The 16,136-nt window shown below is 57.3% G+C and carries 15 protein-coding genes and 1 tRNA gene; 10 read left to right on the forward strand and 6 right to left on the reverse strand.

What is annotated here, in order from left to right:
- Positions 1–44: 44 nt before the first annotated feature.
- Both AC2IAX_RS10655 and AC2IAX_RS10660 read left to right on the forward strand, forming a co-directional pair.
- A complete protein-coding gene (locus AC2IAX_RS10655; RefSeq protein WP_494387484.1) occupies positions 45–545 on the forward strand; it encodes a CGLD27 family protein in 501 nt (166 codons plus the stop codon).
- Between the two features lie 206 nt (positions 546–751).
- The gene (locus AC2IAX_RS10660; RefSeq protein WP_393012710.1) at positions 752–1,705 is read left to right on the forward strand and encodes an asparaginase; all 954 of its coding nucleotides are present in this window, start codon (positions 752–754) and stop codon (positions 1,703–1,705) included.
- 23 nt (positions 1,706–1,728) lie between these two features.
- On the opposite strand, the gene AC2IAX_RS10665 is transcribed toward AC2IAX_RS10660, so the two are convergent.
- Both AC2IAX_RS10665 and AC2IAX_RS10670 read right to left on the reverse strand, forming a co-directional pair.
- Positions 1,729–2,226 (reverse strand): DUF29 domain-containing protein, encoded by a 498-nt coding sequence (locus AC2IAX_RS10665; protein ID WP_494387485.1) that lies wholly within the window; start codon positions 2,224–2,226, stop codon positions 1,729–1,731.
- 11 nt (positions 2,227–2,237) lie between these two features.
- Positions 2,238–2,696 (reverse strand): DUF29 domain-containing protein, encoded by a 459-nt coding sequence (locus AC2IAX_RS10670; protein WP_494387486.1) that lies wholly within the window; start codon positions 2,694–2,696, stop codon positions 2,238–2,240.
- A 340-nt stretch (positions 2,697–3,036) separates the two neighbouring features.
- On the opposite strand from AC2IAX_RS10670, the gene bchD reads away from it, so the two are divergent.
- The 8 genes from bchD to recA all read left to right on the forward strand — a co-directional run bounded on the left by bchD (position 3,037) and on the right by recA (position 11,535).
- Positions 3,037–5,082 (forward strand): magnesium chelatase ATPase subunit D, encoded by a 2,046-nt coding sequence (gene bchD, locus AC2IAX_RS10675; protein ID WP_494387487.1) that lies wholly within the window; start codon positions 3,037–3,039, stop codon positions 5,080–5,082.
- Positions 5,083–5,349: 267 nt separating this feature from the next.
- On the forward strand, positions 5,350–5,928 hold the full coding sequence (locus tag AC2IAX_RS10680) for a Uma2 family endonuclease (protein WP_494387488.1): 579 nt from the start codon (positions 5,350–5,352) through the stop codon (positions 5,926–5,928).
- On the forward strand, positions 5,925–6,806 hold the full coding sequence (locus AC2IAX_RS10685; protein WP_494387489.1) for an urease accessory protein UreD: 882 nt from the start codon (positions 5,925–5,927) through the stop codon (positions 6,804–6,806). Before AC2IAX_RS10680 ends, AC2IAX_RS10685 begins: the two co-directional genes overlap by 4 nt.
- 111 nt (positions 6,807–6,917) lie before the next feature.
- A complete protein-coding gene (gene ureA / locus AC2IAX_RS10690) occupies positions 6,918–7,220 on the forward strand; it encodes an urease subunit gamma (protein WP_099534820.1) in 303 nt (100 codons plus the stop codon).
- 200 nt (positions 7,221–7,420) lie between these two features.
- Positions 7,421–7,795: an urease subunit beta gene (locus AC2IAX_RS10695; protein WP_494387490.1), complete on the forward strand. Its 375-nt coding sequence runs from the start codon at positions 7,421–7,423 to the stop codon at positions 7,793–7,795.
- 189 nt (positions 7,796–7,984) lie between these two features.
- Positions 7,985–8,212, forward strand: a complete 228-nt coding sequence (locus AC2IAX_RS10700; RefSeq protein ID WP_494387491.1) for a ssr2422 family thylakoid membrane protein — start codon at positions 7,985–7,987, stop codon at positions 8,210–8,212.
- A gap of 106 nt (positions 8,213–8,318) precedes the next feature.
- A complete protein-coding gene (ureC, locus tag AC2IAX_RS10705; RefSeq protein ID WP_494387492.1) occupies positions 8,319–10,028 on the forward strand; it encodes an urease subunit alpha in 1,710 nt (569 codons plus the stop codon).
- 460 nt (positions 10,029–10,488) lie between these two features.
- Complete coding sequence (gene recA, locus AC2IAX_RS10710) at positions 10,489–11,535, forward strand: recombinase RecA (RefSeq protein WP_370567694.1); 1,047 nt, start codon at positions 10,489–10,491, stop codon at positions 11,533–11,535.
- Positions 11,536–11,785: 250 nt separating this feature from the next.
- Here recA and AC2IAX_RS10715 read toward each other — a convergent pair whose 3' ends face one another.
- The 4 genes from AC2IAX_RS10715 to AC2IAX_RS10730 all read right to left on the reverse strand — a co-directional run bounded on the left by AC2IAX_RS10715 (position 11,786) and on the right by AC2IAX_RS10730 (position 15,981).
- Positions 11,786–12,052 (reverse strand): hypothetical protein, encoded by a 267-nt coding sequence (locus AC2IAX_RS10715; protein WP_494387493.1) that lies wholly within the window; start codon positions 12,050–12,052, stop codon positions 11,786–11,788.
- A gap of 1,008 nt (positions 12,053–13,060) precedes the next feature.
- Positions 13,061–14,509, reverse strand: a complete 1,449-nt coding sequence (locus AC2IAX_RS10720; protein ID WP_494387494.1) for a class I SAM-dependent methyltransferase — start codon at positions 14,507–14,509, stop codon at positions 13,061–13,063.
- Between the two features lie 152 nt (positions 14,510–14,661).
- Positions 14,662–15,399, reverse strand: a complete 738-nt coding sequence (locus AC2IAX_RS10725; protein WP_494387495.1) for an EndoU domain-containing protein — start codon at positions 15,397–15,399, stop codon at positions 14,662–14,664.
- A 509-nt stretch (positions 15,400–15,908) separates the two neighbouring features.
- Positions 15,909–15,981: transfer RNA gene (locus AC2IAX_RS10730), tRNA-Arg, on the reverse strand.
- Positions 15,982–16,136 lie beyond the last annotated feature (155 nt).

The raw sequence follows: 16,136 nt of genomic DNA on the forward strand, positions 1-16,136 counted from the left end.
TCCATGCCTGAGCGGCGCAACAGAGCTGATTAAATCCCTTGTCTATGACGCGATCGCCCCGTTCGGTTTGCCCCGTTCCCGAAGAACAACAACCCCTCAACGAGTTTTCCGAGTTGAAGGAGGCTTGGCTATTGTCTTGGCCCACCTTGCCGAGCCGAGGGTTGGTGATCAAGCTGCTGTGGATTTGGGCCTGGAGCTGGTTGGTGGTGGGGCCCGTGGCCGCCGCCAGCTTCCCCCTCAAAAAAGACCTGGCCCATTTCCTGTTGGGGGCCGGCGGCGGGGCTGTGTTGCCCGTGTTGTTGGTGTTGGCGCGGATTTATTCGGCCTGGAGCTATGTGGGCCGTCGCCTGTTCAGCGAAAAAATTATCTATGAAGAATCCGGCTGGTATGACGGCCAGGTCTGGGAAAAGGCTCCGGAAATGTTGGCTCAGGATCGGCTAGTGGTTTCCTATGAGGTGAAGCCCACGCTCGATCGGCTCCGGCGGTTGGTGCTGATTTTGGCAGGAACCCTGCTGGCGGGGGCGGCCGTTTGGGGCCTGGTCTAGGGCCGGTTCGGTTAACCTGGATGGGGAACAGTGGGCGCGATCGAACTCCCTGTTGTTACACGGCCCAGACCCGTTCAAGACCCGTTCAAGACCGACGGAACAATGAAAAAATAGGCTAATTGCCGAAGCTGATCTTAAATTGCGGTGAACAATCGCAGTTTTTGACGGAATTAATGTCTAACTAAACAAGTTTCAAACCAGTTTTTATGACTCGGGGCAAATTAACACGCGCGGCCGATATTGAAATTCGCTTGCTGCGAGAAGGGTTGGTGGAATCCACCCACATGGTGCAAGCAGTGGCCTGCGATGATCGGGGGCGCTTGTTGATGTTGGCGGGCGATTCCGGCATCTCCAGCTTTGCGCGATCGGCTCTGAAACCCTTCCAGGCCCTGGCTGTCGTCGCTTCTGGAACCTTGGATCACTTCGGCCTCAGCAATCGCGACCTGGCGATTATGTGCAGTTCCCATCAGGGAGACATTGCCCAAGCCCGCCAAGTGTTCAACATCCTTTGGCATTGCGGCATTGAACCCAGTGCCCTCCAATGCCCCATTCCCCAAGGCAAATCCAGCGCCCTTCAGCACAACTGCTCTGGCAAACATGCGGGGATGTTGGCCATGTGTCGCCACGGCAATTGGTCGATCGGGGACTATCTGCAATATTCCCACCCCGCCCAGCAAGCCGTTTCTAGCGTCATTGGCGAACTGCTCGGGATTCCTGCTCAAGAATTCGTTGTGGCCCGCGACGATTGCGGCGCACCCACCTATCTGATGCCCCTTCAGGAGTTGGCCACCCTGTTTGCCAAGCTCACATCCGGTGACAATCTGCAATTGGAGCGCATCGTGCGGGCCATGACCGGCTATCCGGAACTGATTTCCGGCCATGGTGGTTTTGATACGGATTTGATGCGGCTGACGGGGGGCGAAATTGTCAGCAAAGCAGGAGCTGAAGGAATGCAATGTATGGGCCGCGTGGGCGAGCGGCTGGGTGTTGCCATCAAGGTGACGGACGGAGCTAAACGGGCTAAATATGCCGCTGCGATCCACATCCTGAAGCAGTTGGGCTGGATTGGGCCCGATGTGTCGGAAGCGCTGGAAGAAAAATATGTGCAGCTCAATGCCTTTAAGCGTTTGGAAGCGATCGGGGAGTTAAAAATCGCCTAGCCCTTGAGTGGATGTTGATTCGCTCAACCACTCAATTTCTCCTCTGAATCGACATCTTGATCGGCATATTCGATCGGCAGGGTGATCGCCAACTCCCAGGAAAAGGGCGGCTCGATCGGGAACGTCTTCAAAGGTAATTTTGTTTCCACAAAAGCTTGCTCGCGGGCTTGGGGATAGGCCTGCTCGATCGCGCAGGGCAGCCAGGGTTTCAAGCTGGGATTTTCAGTGAGTAACCGTTGAATTTCCCGACGGGCGGAACGAATGCTAAATACCCAAGAATTCGATCGCTTACGGGGTTGAAATTGCCACTTCAAAAGATGTAGATAAAGCCGCTCCAATTGGCTCACCAAAGCTCGCTTTTCCGATCGCCCCAAGCTTTCAACCTCTTCTAACAAATTCTCCAGATCCAATTGATCAAACTGCCCCGATCGCAACAGTTCGGCCTGTTGTTGCACCCAGCCGTAATAGTCGCTGTCGTAGGTGATTGGGGCGATCGGCTCGATAGTCGTCTGTATTTCCATGCGGTGGCATCCTAATCCCGAATAACAGATTCGATCGGCAGGGTGATCGCCAATTCCCAGGAAAAGGGCGGCTCGATCGGGAATGTATCAATCGGTAAGCCCGTTTCCCGGGCGGCTTTTTTGCGGGCCTGCTCGTAACTCTTGGGAATCCAGCTTTCTAAATCACGCCGAAAACTAGGATTATCGTCCAGTAATTCCAAGATTTCATCCCGCGCATCTTCAATTGAGAAAACCCAGGAGTTCGATCGCTTCTGGGGTTGGTATTGCCATTTCAGCAAATGCCAATAGAGCCGGACAATTTGACTGGTTAAGGCTCGCTTTTCCGATCGCCCCAAGCTTTCAACCTCTTCTAACAAATTCTCCAGATCCAATTGATCAAACTGCCCCGATCGCAACAGTTCGGCCTGTTGTTGCACCCAGCCGTAATAGTCACTGTCGTAGGTGATTGGGGCGATCGTTTTGGAAGTCATTGGCTCAAACTCCTCAGCGCCTTGGCGATCGAGAAATCGCAATTCTGCCCAGGGTCGCTGTTGTTATTGTGCAAGATCCAGCACAGTAGTGGCACAGTCCGTGAAAGGTCATCAAACCCGCAAAACCCTTGCCCAAGAACCCTTCTACCCTGCTAGCCAAGGGGCTTAAGCCCCTTGCTCCCTGACGATTGGTTAACAGCCAAGCTCCCGACGGAACCCGCAATTTCCGGACTGTCACGCCACTACCGTTCTAGCCGCCCGAACTGGCCCGGCTGTCCCGCTGCGCTGATATCCTGAAGAGCATCAATACTCACCATAAAATCCCAGTCTTTCGCCCGCCATGTCCGTTACTGCGCCGCTCCAAACCCGAGACCCGATCGCCTTTCCGCTGACGGCGGTGATCGGCCAAGAGTCGATCAAGATGGCTTTGCTGTTGGCGGCGATCGATCCGGGCCTGGGGGGCGTGGCGATCGCCGGTCGGCGTGGCACGGCTAAATCGGTGATGGCGCGGGCGATCCATGCCCTGCTGCCCCCGATCGAGGTGGTGGACGGTTCCCTCAGCAATTGCGACCCGGACGCGCCTGATCGCTGGGAAGACGGCTTGCAATTTAGTGGCGAAGTGCCCCGGAAAGTCATCCCCGCGCCCTTTGTGCAAATTCCCCTGGGCGTGACCGAAGATCGGCTCCTGGGTTCCGTGGATGTGGGCCAGTCCGTGAAGCGCGGCGAAACGGTGTTTCAGCCCGGTTTGCTGGCGGAAGCGAATCGGGGCGTGATGTATGTCGATGAGCTGAATTTGCTCGATGACCAAATCGCCAACTTGCTGCTCGGGGCGATCGGGGAAGGACGTAACCAAATTGAGCGAGAAGGGATCAGCTTTGCCCATCCCTGCCAAGCGCTGTTGATCGCTACCTACAACCCGGAAGAGGGGCCGCTGCGAGAACATTTGCTCGATCGAATTGCGATCGCCCTGTCTGCCGATGGAGCCTTGGGCTTGGATCAGCGGGTGGAAGTGGTCGATCGGGCCGTCGGCTACGCTCGATCGCCCGAGGACTTCCTCGGTCAATATGCCGAAGAGCTGGACGGTCTGAAAACCCAAATCCTGTTGGCGCGGGAGTGGCTGCGCGATGCCACCATCACCCGCGAGCAGGTGGAATATTTGGTGCAAGAGGCGGTACGCGGCCGGGTGCAGGGCCACCGGGCGGAACTGTTTGCGGTGCGGGTGGCCAAGGCCCACGCGGCCCTCGATGGGCGGACGGCGGTGAATGCTGACGATTTGCGGGTGGCGGTGGAGTTGGTGATTGTGCCCCGGGCCACGGTGATTGAAACGCCGCCGGATGAGCAACAGCCGCCGCCGCCCCCGCCGCCGCAACAACAGCCGGAAGCGGAACAAGAGCAAGACGACGAAACCGACAACGAAGACGACGATCAAGACGAAAACGAAGACGACGATCAACCGGACGAGCCGCCCGCGATCCCCGAGGAGTTTGTGTTCGACCCGGAAGGGGTGGTGATGGATCCGTCGGTGCTACTGTTTGCCCAAACCACGGCCCAGCGATCGGGCGGTAGCTCCGGCAGTCGATCGATCATTTTCTCGAACGATCGCGGACGCTACATCAAACCCGTGTTGCCGCGCGGCCCCGTGCGCCGGATTGCCGTCGATGCCACCCTGCGATCGGCCGCGCCCTACCAAAAAGCCCGCCGCGCCCGGGCCGCCGCCACTGGCGAGACCGGCCGCCGCGTGTTTGTGGAAGAAAGCGACGTGCGGGCCAAGCGCCTGGCCCGTAAGGCCGGAGCCTTGGTGGTGTTTGTGGTGGATGCGTCGGGGTCAATGGCCCTGAACCGGATGCAGTCGGCCAAGGGGGCCGTGTTGCGGTTGCTGACGGAGGCCTATCAAAACCGCGATCAGGTATCGTTGATTCCCTTCCGGGGTGAGCAAGCGGAAGTGCTGTTGCCACCCACGCGATCGATCTCGGCGGCCCGGCGACGGCTGGAAACCATGCCCTGCGGCGGTGGCTCGCCCTTGGCCCACGGCTTGACCCAGGCGGTGCGCGTGGGGACGAATGCCCGCCAGTCGGGGGATGTGGGTCAGGTAGTGATCGTGGCGATTACGGACGGTCGGGGAAATGTGCCCCTGGCCCGATCGCTCGGCCAGCCCATGGAGCCAGACGAAAAACCCGACGTGAAACAAGAGCTGCTGGATATTTCCGGCAAAATCCGCGCCCTGAACATCAAGCTGTTGGTGATCGACACCCAAAGCAAATTCGTTTCGACGGGTTTCGCCAAGGAACTGGCAGAAACGGCGGGCGGCAAGTATTATCACCTGCCGAAAGCAACCGATCGAGCGATCGCCGAAATGGCCCGAGGGGCGATCGCCGATTTGAAATAGGGGCGATTGTTGCTTGTACCGCTGCACACCCAGCGATCGGTTTCAAAATCACATCGTCAGAGGGCGCAGAGCGTTGCGCCCCTACCCCAATCAATCAGAATTCGTAGGGGCGTACCGCCGTACGCCCTCTGATCGCGAGCATGTCAACATATCAGAACAGAGGGCGCAAAGCGTTGCGCCCCTACGGAATTGACCATTTCCGTGCCGATTGTTTTCGCTTAGGCTGAAGGAAGTCCTCTCGCGGCGCTGTTCGCTGGCTGCGTGCCTATGACGGTTTCGATCGCCCCGCTCGCCACCCTGGCGGAATTTCTCGATCGCCCCGATCTCGACGATTCGCCCGCTTGGGAATATTTCGACGGCCGGGCAGTCCAAAAGCCCATGCCCAAGTTTCGTCATTCCCTGCTGCAAAAACGACTGATTCGGGCGATCGACGCGGTGGGCGATCGCTACACGGCTATGCCGGAATTGCGCTGTACCTTTGGCGATCGCTCGATCGTCCCCGATGTGGCGGTGATTGCCTGGGAACGAGTGCTGCTGACGGACGACGGTGAGCCGATCGATCAGTTTTTAGCCGCTCCAGATTGGATGATTGAAATTTTGTCCCCAGAGCAATCAACGACCAGAGTGCTAGATAACCTATTGCACAGTTTGCAATTTGGTAGTCAGTTGGCTTGGTTAGTTGATCCCCAGGATCGATCTGTTTTGACCTTGTTGCCCGATCGCTCACCCTTAATCGGTCGGCGGGCAGATCCCTTGCTTTGCTTACCGGACTTGCCCCTGACCCTGACGGCGGAGCAGATTTTTGGTTGGCTGAAGGTGGGTTCACAACCGGAGGAAACCGCGTGACCGTTGCACCCCATCCAACGCCCGAGACCGATCGCACCTGGCATGGGTCGATCGATTTGCAGTTTGCGCGATCGGGCGATCGCACTCAGGTGCAGGCCCAAACCCGATCGCCCCTGCAATTTCAGCGACCTTTCTATCCCGAGGGGCCGGAGGTTGGCCATGCGGCCATGTTGCATGTGGCGGGGGGCATGGTGGGGGGCGATCGCCTGTCGATTTCGTTGGATTTGGCTCCCGAAACGGCGGCCCTGGTGACGACGGTTTCGGCGGCCAAGATCTATGGCAGTCGGGGGCGATCGCTGATTGATCCGGCCGGGCGGTTTGCCCAACAATCGGTGCGGGTACGGGTGGGCGCAGGGGCGCACTTGGAATGGTTGCCCCAGGAGACGATTATTTTTGATGGCGCGTTGTATGAGCAGCGATCGCGCATTGACCTGGCAGCGGGGGCCAGTTGGCTGGGCAGCGAAATTGTCCGACTGGGGCGCACGGCCGGCGGTGAGCGCTACGGCTGCGGCGAGTGGCGATCGCGCCTGGAAGTGTGGCAGGGCGATCGGCTGGTCTGGCTGGATCCGCAACGGATTGACGCGACTGACCCGGCGACCCGCGACGGTTCCCACGGGTTGGCGGGCTGCCCGATCGTTGGGACGCTGGCTTGGATTGGTGAGGAATTGCCCAAGGAGCTAATCACGGAAGCGCGATCGCACCTGCCCCAAGGCGATCGGGTCGATTGCGGGATCACGCGACTACAAGCCGGGCTGCTTTGTCGCTATCGGGGCCATTCGGTCAGTGAGGCCCGGCGCTGGTTCTGGCAGGTATGGGATTTGGTACGCCGTCACCAGCGCGATCGTCCCGCGATCGTCTCCCGGTTTTGGCCCCTTTGAGCGTTCCCAACCCCGAAACCCAAAATCTTCGCAATCAATCGGTGGCCTGCTAGACAAATCGCGGTACAACCAACAACAGAGTATTGGCAAGATGACCTGCGCGATCGCCCTATGCAACTCACGCCCCAAGAAAAGGACAAGCTGCTGATTTTCACCGCCGCGCTGTTGGCTGAGCGCCGCAAAAATCGCGGACTGAAGCTCAACTATCCGGAAGCCGTGGCCTATCTGACGGCGGCCATTTTGGAAGGGGCGCGAGACGGAAAAACGGTGGCGGAACTGATGGCGGAGGGGACAACGCTGCTCACTCGGGATGAGGTGATGGAGGGGGTGGCGGAGATGATCCACGATGTGCAGGTGGAGGCGACATTTCCCGACGGCACGAAATTGGTGACCGTGCATGACCCCATTCGTTAGTAGGGGCGTAGGGGGTGTCGTCATTTTTCGAGGTGATGCTAGAACGGTTGATCTTCTGTGTCCTAACCGTCGTAACAAGGGGCTTAAGCCCCTTGTCCCTTACGATCCGCTAACGGCAGATCTAGGGTTTCGGGTTAAACGACGACAGGCCCTACGGCCGCACGCCCCTAATGTACAAACTTGCGATCAGGAACAATGCCATGATTCCCGGTGAATTGATTGTTGAACCCGGCGAAGTTGAATTGAACGTGGGTCGATCTCCCGTGACGATCACGGTGGAAAACCGGGGTGATCGCCCGATTCAAGTTGGCTCCCATTTTCATTTTTTTGAAGTGAATGAAGCCTTGGTGTTCGATCGCGCGGCGGCTCGGGGAACCCATTTGGATATTCCCTCGGGAACGGCAGTTCGGTTTGAACCAGGTGATGAGAAAACGGTGACGCTGGTTCCTTTTGCCGGAACCCGGGAAATTTACGGGTTTAATGCACTGGTAGAAGGGCCACTGGAGGGCAATCAGCCCAGCAAGAAGTCAAAGGAAAAAGCCGAGAAGAAAGCCGAGAAAAAATCCCGAAAATAACGTCAGGCCGAGACAGATTACAGGACTGAATGTAGTAACGGATCGAGGTTTGGTGGGTCTCAAATGCTCCTAATTCTTCGCTGGAGCCTGTAGCGTAGACTTCTAGCCTGTCATTAACTAAACCCGATCAAACGGTCAAAATGATCGCGCTGTTGATCACCTAGCTGACAATATTTGTAAGAGGTTGGTATGTCAACGGAACCCAGTTTGCAAGGCATTGCTGAAAAGCTTGATGCACTCTCTGATGAGTTAACAAAAACAAATGTTCGGTTGGAAGAAACGAACATGCGGCTCGATCGCAGCGATGAACGGTTTGAAGTTTATCAAAAAGCAACGCAATGGGTTGTGCAACTGGCCTTTGGGTTAATTGCTAGCGCCACGGTGACGATTTTGATTACTTCGATCGTGCGGCGATAGATCAACAATGATAATGCCATTGATCGGCTGGCAATGGTTATTTGACAACTTCCTTGGTTATTTGACAACTTCCTTATCAGGGAAATTCCACTCAGAGGTATTGAAAATGCCCTACAGAATCGATCGCCACACCTATGCTGAAACCTATGGGCCAACGACGGGCGATCGCCTGCGATTGGCCGACACGGAATTGCTGATTGAAGTCGAAAAAGACCTGACGGTTTATGGCGATGAAGTGAAATTTGGTGGCGGCAAAACAATCCGCGACGGCATGGGCCAATCGCCGATTACTAATAGTAACGGTGCGATGGATACGGTGATTACCAATGCCGTGATTCTCGATTGGTGGGGCGTAATCAAAGCTGATATTGGCATCAAAAACGGCAAAATCGCGGCGATCGGGAAGGCCGGCAACCCCTACACCCAAGCGGGCGTAGACATCATCATCGGCCCCGGCACGGAAATCATTGCGGGCGAAGGGGCGATCGTCACGGCCGGCGGCATTGACACCCACATCCATTTCATCTGTCCCCAACAAATCGAAACGGCCCTGGCCGCCGGGATTACCACGATGATCGGCGGTGGCACGGGCCCCGCCGCTGGCACCAACGCTACCACCTGCACCCCCGGCCCCTGGCACATGGCCCGGATGTTGGAGGCGGCGGAAGCCTTTCCGATGAATTTGGGCTTTTTGGGCAAGGGCAACAGCGGCCAACCGGCGGGGCTGATTGAGCAGGTGAAGGCCGGGGCGATCGGGCTGAAGCTGCACGAAGACTGGGGCACCACACCCGCCGCGATCGATACCTGCCTGAGCGTCGCTGAAGACTATGACATCCAGGTGGCGATCCACTCGGACACCTTAAACGAAGGGGGATTCGTGGAAGCAACCGTGGCCGCCTTCAAGGGCCGCACGATCCACACCTTCCACACCGAAGGCGCGGGCGGCGGCCATGCGCCGGACATCATCAAGGTCTGTGGCTTGCCCAACGTGCTGCCTTCCTCGACGAATCCGACGCGCCCCTACACGGTGAACACGATCGAGGAGCACCTCGATATGTTGATGGTTTGCCACCACCTCGATCGGGCCATCCCCGAGGACGTGGCCTTCGCCGAGTCGCGGATTCGCCGGGAAACGATCGCCGCCGAAGACATCCTGCACGACCTGGGGGCGATCGCCATGATGTCGTCGGATTCCCAAGCCATGGGCCGGATTGGCGAAAGCATCATCCGCACCTGGCAAACGGCCCACAAAATGAAGGTGCAGCGCGGCTCCCTGCCCCAAGACCCGGCCCGCCACGACAACACCCGCGCCAAACGCTACATCGCCAAATACACGATCAACCCGGCGATCGCCCACGGGATCGCCAACCATGTGGGGTCGATCGAACCGGGCAAACTGGCGGATCTGTGCCTCTGGAAACCGGCATTTTTTGGCGTGAAACCGGAGCTGGTGATCAAGGGCGGGGCGATCGCCTGGGCCCAAATGGGCGATGCCAACGCCAGCATCCCCACGCCGCAACCGGTGCATGGCCGTCCGATGTTCGCCAGCTTCGGTAAAGTGATCCACAGCACCAGCCTCACGTTCGTCTCGAAAGCCGCCCTCAAGGCCGGGGTTCCCGAAAAACTCGGTCTCCAGCGACAGGTTGTGGCCGTGTCGGGGATTCGATCGATCCGCAAATCCGACATGAAATTAAACGATGCCCAACCGGTGATCGAAGTGGATCCGCAAACCTACGAAGTGTTTGCCGACGGTCAATTATTAACCTGTGAACCCGCCGCCATTCTGCCCATGGCCCAGCGATATTTCCTGTTCTAGCCTGTTCTTGATCGCTTGAGGGGTTGCCGTTTGCTTCAGGGGCCAGTTTGGGATGCTTGGTTGAACCCGCTGGCTCCGTCGGGCGATTGTTTGATTTCTGTACGAATTTTTGCTAAATTGGAGAAGCTCTTTCGTCTTGAGGGTTTTCGGGATGGCCGCCGCCTCCGTTGCGACTCCAGTTCCTCCTACAATAGAAGCCGCTTCGATCGCTCCCCTAGCAGGCACCCCGGCCGATCAGGGCTTGCCGGAGCCGGCCACGGTGCGATCGGGCAGTAAATCTTCCATCACCGTTGACCCCCAGGCGACTATGGCTTCCAACGCATCCGCAAATTCTGACCCCACGGCGAAGACGGCCACCGCCAAGGAATCCGCCAGCAGCGCCAAAGGATCCAAGGACGCTAAGGAAGCGGCTAAGGAGTCGGCCAAAGAGAGCGCCGCCAAAGAAGGGCCCACCAAGGAAATTAGCAAGGAAAAGGAAAAAGCCCTGGGGCTGGTGGTTCAGCAAATTGAACGCAGCTTCGGCAAAGGGGCGATCGTCCGGTTGGGAGATGCGGCCCGAATGCGGGTGGAAACCATCCCCAGCGGGGCCTTGACCTTGGATTTGGCCCTGGGCGGTGGCATTCCCAAGGGCCGCGTGGTGGAAATTTATGGCCCTGAAAGTTCCGGGAAAACGACCCTAGCACTCCATGCGATCGCGGAGGTGCAGCGATCGGGCGGCATTGCGGCCTTTGTGGATGCAGAACACGCCTTAGATCCGGTTTATGCCAAGGCCCTTGGGGTGGATATTGATAATCTGCTGGTTTCCCAACCGGACACGGGGGAAATGGGTCTGGAGGTGGTGGATCAACTGGTGCGATCGGGGGCGATCGATCTGGTGGTGGTGGACTCGGTGGCCGCCTTGGTTCCCCGATCGGAAATTGAAGGAGAAATGGGCGCGGCCCAAGTGGGCAGCCAAGCCCGCCTCATGAGCCATGCCCTGCGGCGCATCACCGGCAACATCGGCAAATCGGGCTGCACGGTGATTTTCCTGAACCAATTGCGCCAAAAAATTGGAGTCACCTACGGCAGCCCGGAAACCACCACGGGCGGAAATGCCCTCAAGTTCTATGCATCGGTGCGCTTGGACATTCGCCGCATTCAAACCCTGAAGAAGGGAACCGAAGAATTTGGGATTCGGGCCAAGGTCAAAGTCGCCAAAAACAAAGTCGCGCCGCCGTTCCGGATCGCAGAATTTGACATCATCTTTGGGGAAGGCATTTCCTCGATCGGCTGCTTAGTGGACTTGGCTGAATCCACCGGAATTTTGGTGCGCAAGGGAGCTTGGTATAGCTACAAGGGCGAAAACATCAGCCAAGGGCGTGACAACGCTATTCAATACCTGAAGGAAAATCCGGCGATCGCGGCAGAAATGGAGTTGGCCGTGCGCCAAAAGCTGGAAGAAGCGGGGGCAATTACTGGGGGATCCACTGACGATTTGGATGAAGCAGATCTGAGCGAAGCGTTCTAGGACAAATCTCGGGACACTCGAAATTTGGGGACACTCGATCGAGCGGAATCGACAAACCAAGCTGAGTTAAACCCAACCAGACCAAACCCTAAACAGCGGTAACCCCAATCATCAGTTAAGCGGCCAGCTCCCTCATTCAGTTGGGGAGGTGGCTGTTTTTGATCAGCTTTGTAGTTTGGGCTAGCGGCTGGGTTGAGGGCCTGGGGGGACAAAATCCCGGGGATTGAATCCCTGAACTGAGATCGAGAGCCTAGGCGTAGGATAAATCGCGGGTGGTGCAGGCCGGGGCGATTGAGTCAGCCACCGCCGCGATCGTGAAATTTTGCTGACCCAATAACCGTTCACGGGACTCTTGGCGCAAGCTGCCTGACAAAAACGCCCGCTGAAGGGCCATAAACGCTTCAAAGTCATCGGGGCCATATTTCCCGCGCATCAGTTGGCGCAGGGCTTCTTCTGCCTCGATCGACAGGTATTGATCAGCTAACGCTTCGGACACAATCTCGCGAATTGAAGTCATGTTGCTTTGAGACCTACTCAACGACTGCAAGGATCTGGGAAGTTTCCGGTTGCCACAGTTTTTAGTATCGGGGGAAAGCCTAATCAGCGAAGTGACCGATCGCTGACCCCGCATGGATCTTGAGCGTCATCCCCTGAGATCAAAACAGGGCTTGGGTGCGATCGCCGTCACAGGGTGAGACCCCCTCCCCCAATGGACTGACCAGCCCGTGAATTCAGCTAGGCTGGCATTCAGTCACGGCCGATCGAGACCCATCGAAACCAAAGCCCACAACCAAGACTGATGCTAGGTTGCTGGTTTGTGGAGTGATTGAGCGAGCGTGCATCTAAGGCCCATGGCTGAGTGCGCTCCTGACCGCAGCCATGAGCCTTGATTCCCGTGCCGAGGGCCAGAGGGTCGATCGCGATCGCAGCCTTGTTTCAACAACGGCTCAGGTTCCAGAGCGAAGCCTTTTCTCCGCCCAACTTGCGCAACCGGTAACAATTACGGACGAAAACAGGAAGGAAAACGACGCAGGGAGACTAAGGAGAACCTAATTGAGATGCGTAGAAGCTAAGAGTCGATCGAGTAGTGGCAAGGCAAGAGAGAGTGCTCAAGGCTGAGGAAAGTGAAAAAAACAGCAATCAACCGTTTTTCAAGTTGATTTAGGCAAATTCCTCAAATTTTTTGCCAAATTTGCTGAACCCTGACGAACTGTGTTCCCAAAAAGTTTCTTAGGAAAAAGTTCCTTGGGCAGTGCAACTTAATCGGGTCGCCATGGAAATGGTAGCAATCGAGCGCAATCGTCGGATCTCAGTTTAGCGACCCGTTTCCGGATTTGGGTGTGGTGATCATCACTTTTTGGCGGGTTTTGTCTGGCGGGGTCTGGCTGAGCCGGGTGAATGGAGACCTGGGCGGGGCGATCGCCTAAACATCGCTTCGGGCTTGGCGCATGGGGAGCAATGGCTAGCTGTTGCCATGGATTGGCAAGGGCTGGCGGTTTTTGCGGCTCAAGGCCGGGGTTGGGGGCTAAAGAGCGCACCGATAGGCCAATGCGGCGGCGGTGGCATTGTTGGAGCCGATCGCCAAGTCACCAATCAAGCGCCAAAGATCGGGGCGGTGGGGCAAGGCCAAGCCGCCCACCGGGGGATGATGCAGCCGATCGAGCCAAACGGCCATGGCTTGCGACATTCCCTGTTGTTTCCCCTGTTCTTCCAAAATGGTCAAAAGATTCGCAATGGGTTCGTGCCAGTAGGTATCCTTTTCCAGGGCTTGCAGATAGGCCACCAGGGGTTCCAAGTCGTAGCCAGTGCCGATGGGTACGGTTTTGAGGGCAAAGCCAGGGTGACTGTGGCCAAAGACCTGTACTAGCGATCGGGTCAAGGGCCCATAGTGCGCCAGGTCTTGATCACTAAACTCCGGCTGGCGCTGGGCCCAAATTTCCGCCAGGGTGAGATAGGGAGCCGCCACTTGGGGAGCCAACCCGATCGCCCGTTCGCAGAGTTGTTGGGCCGCGTCCCATTGGTGCGATCGCGCCAAGGCCCAAGCCAAGGCATCCAAGAGCAGCGGATCCGTTGTGGCCTCGGCCGCCCGTTGCCAGGGAGCTGTGAGGGGTTGCCAATCGCGAACTTTGCGCAAAAAAAGCTGATAGCCGCTGAAAACCACTTCAAAACAGTGGGTAAACAGCAACATAAACAAATCCACACCGAATTGTGGGCAATCCTCCGGCAAACCCACATAGCGATAATCATCAATCACCACCAGCCCACCCACCTTCACCAGGGGCCAGGTCATGACAGCATCGCGAAAGGCCACCCAAGGCGCATGGCAACCGTCGATGTAGGCCAAATCGTAGTGATCAACCGGCAGTTGGGCCAGGGCTTCCCAAGAGAGCTGAGACAGAAGGGTGACCTGCGGGGCCCGACCGGTGCGATCGAGATTGTCCCGCAGGCTGGGACGAATTTCCGGTTCAATGCAGGTGAGCCTTGCTTCCGGATTCAGCAGGACGCGATCGAGCAACCAGCAGGCAGACATCCCTTCAAAGCTGCCAATTTCCAAAGCCTGGATCGGCCCCCGATCGGCCAAGGGCTGCACCCAGTTCACCCAGTTGGGCAATTGATTGGAAAACCAGTCTCGGGAAAACCAATAACCCCGATCGCCACTTTCGGGCCAGTTCCGCAGGCGATGGGCCTTGGCAAAGCAGGTTTGCGCCTCTGGAAGCTGATCACGACTGACCAACAGGGTTCCCAAATCCGTCCAGGCCTCGGGCATGGTGGGGTGTTGTCGGGTGAGGCGACGCAGCAGGGTTTCCGCCCAATCCCACTGGCCCGCCTGCTGGAACAGTTCGCCCCAACGGCGATGTTCTTGGGGTTTTAGGAAGTCGGTGGCCTGCAAATACAACTGACCGGCGCGATCGACCTGGCCCGCTGCGATCGCCGCTTGGGCCTGCTCAAAGCAAGAAACAACAAAATCCGTCATGGGAAACCATCCGTAAAAACCGCGAGCCAGAGATAGCAAAACTGGCATTGCAGCAATGCCAGTGCTGTACTGTCAGTGCTGCAATGCGAATCATCATGCTCCCGGGAAATGATCAGGCTTCCGGAGAATCATCATGCTCCCGGGCCTGTACCCTAGCGCAGGGGAAAAGCCGTGTTGATTTGATTGCGCCCCCGCACAAATGCCCCTGCAATTACAAACCGCTGCCCATCGTTGGCCTCGCAAAACCGGCTGGCTTGGGCGATCAGGGAATTTTCCGCCGCCGAAGGATCCTTAGGAAGCGCCAAGGCGGTTGCCCCAGGCGCAGCGGGCATGAGTTGAGCAACCGGCGCAACGGCCGCTTGGGCCGAGGTCGATCGGTTGCCAGGCCGGTTATAACCGCACCAAGCCCAATCGGGCGCGCCCCCTGGGCAACTAATTTGATTGCGAGCCGCATAGCGGATCGATTCCAACACCTGGGCTTGAGAGCAGCGATCGGGAAACATCGTAGAAAACTTTTCCCGACTGGGATCGGCCCCATGGCTCCAGCGCACCCCATAGATCCCTCGCCGGTTGGGTGGTTGGGTCACTTGAAACCGGGCCACCGTGCGGGGATTGGTGCCGCCCGGTCGGGAATGGAACCCCTTGGGCCGACCGTTGCTAAATTCACCACAAAAAATATGGGGTTGGTTCACCTGGGGGCCGCTGGCAAAGTTGCTCCAATGGGGCAGGCGATCGCAGTTCACCAGCTTGGGGGCTGCGGTTTGGCCCTCGGGAACCGCCAGCACCAGGGCCACAATGCCCGCCAGCACCAGACTCCAGCGCGATCGCCTGCGGTAAGCCGGGGAGGAGGCAGTTTTCCCGATCGTTGGCTGATTCAACGGCTGAGTCATGTTGGTGTTGTCTGTGTTGTCTGTATTGATTGTTGGTGTGGTTGCTATGCCGGTGACTGTTTTTCGCTGGACTTGTGCCGAATTTTCGGCCGGGTTTCGACGGGTTCCCGCTGCGCTTCTGCTCTGTTATTGCCGTCTTTGTGCTGCTTTCCTGACTTTTGCCATATTTCTATTTCGCTTGTCTATCTGGCCCCATGGCTGAATGTGGAGGGTGGTGTTCAAGATTTTCAAGCGATCGAGGTTTCAAGCCATGATCTTTGGCATCTTTGAGATGGCTAATTCCTCGGGGCCAACGCTCTGTTCACCAATTACTCATCAATTATTGGAGCGTTCTCGGGGCCAGGCGTTCAAAATTTTGGGCCCGATCAGCATCACGATCGGTGTTTTCGATATTTTTCGATAAATATCGAAAAACGAGGAGTCATCGGTTCGGGGCAAGATTTCCAGCCGTTGATTAACCCCTTGCTCAACCAGCTCTTGCTACACAAGCTAAAGACCCGAACAGAGGACGGGTGCGGCAGGACTCGAACCTGCGACCGGCCGCTTAGAAGGCGGCTGCTCTATCCACTGAGCTACGCACCCAGACTGAGATTTGTAGAGATTTCCGTGAAAATTCCCACACATCATCCGGGGAAAATTCATCGGCGGAAGTTCCCAGGGCCTTGAGAAAACCATTGCTTCTCCTGATTGCAGCAGTTCGCCAACGAATGCTGTCATCAGGGCGCTTCCGGCTCGAT

The sequence above is a fragment of the Limnothrix sp. HT2024 genome (genome assembly GCF_059138625.1).